Source organism: Flavobacterium sp. NKUCC04_CG (genome assembly GCF_019345525.1).
Lineage (GTDB): Bacteria > Bacteroidota > Bacteroidia > Flavobacteriales > Flavobacteriaceae > Flavobacterium.
Genome location: NZ_JAHKRA010000044.1, coordinates 1 through 939, shown reverse-complemented (window position 1 = coordinate 939; position 939 = coordinate 1). Strand labels below are relative to the sequence as shown.

Sequence of the window (939 nt, the reverse complement as noted above, 5' to 3'; positions counted from 1 at the left end):
ATTAGAATGCTCCCCTACCACTTACAAACCCTTGTCTGTAAATCCATAGCTTCGGTAGTATACTTATGCCCGATTATTATCCATGCTCGTCCGCTCGACTAGTGAGCTGTTACGCACTCTTTAAATGAATGGCTGCTTCCAAGCCAACATCCTAGCTGTCTGGGCAGACAAACCGCGTTTTTTCAACTTAGTATACATTTGGGGACCTTAGCTGATGGTCTGGGTTCTTTCCCTCTCGGACATGGACCTTAGCACCCATGCCCTCACTGTTAGTGAACATTATATAGCATTCGGAGTTTGTCAGGAATTGGTAGGTGGTGAAACCCCCGCATCCAATCAGTAGCTCTACCTCTATATAACTTTATAACTAACGCTGCACCTAAATGCATTTCGGGGAGTACGAGCTATTTCCGAGTTTGATTGGCCTTTCACCCCTACCCACAGGTCATCCGAAGACTTTTCAACGTCAACCGGTTCGGTCCTCCATTTAGTGTTACCTAAACTTCAACCTGCCCATGGGTAGATCACACGGTTTCGCGTCTACCACTACTGACTAAAGCGCCCTATTCAGACTCGCTTTCGCTACGGATCCATGGCTTAACCACTTATCCTTGCCAGCAACGGTAACTCGTAGGCTCATTATGCAAAAGGCACGCCGTCACCCCACTTAAGGGCTCCGACCGCTTGTAGGCGTATGGTTTCAGGATCTATTTCACTCCGTTATTCACGGTTCTTTTCACCTTTCCCTCACGGTACTGGTTCACTATCGGTCTCTCAGGAGTATTTAGCCTTAGCGGATGGTCCCGCCAGTTTCAATCAGGGTTTCACGTGCCCCGACCTACTCAGGATACCACTATTCTTATCTTCCTTTACTTATACGGGACTGTCACCCTCTTTGGTCAAGCTTTCCAACTTGTTCTAATTCTGTCCGCAAGAAAT

At 47.4% G+C, this 939-nt stretch carries 1 rRNA gene; it reads right to left on the bottom strand.

Annotated elements, in window-relative coordinates:
- Positions 1-939, bottom strand: a 23S ribosomal RNA gene (locus tag KO524_RS15145); the annotation flags it as partial.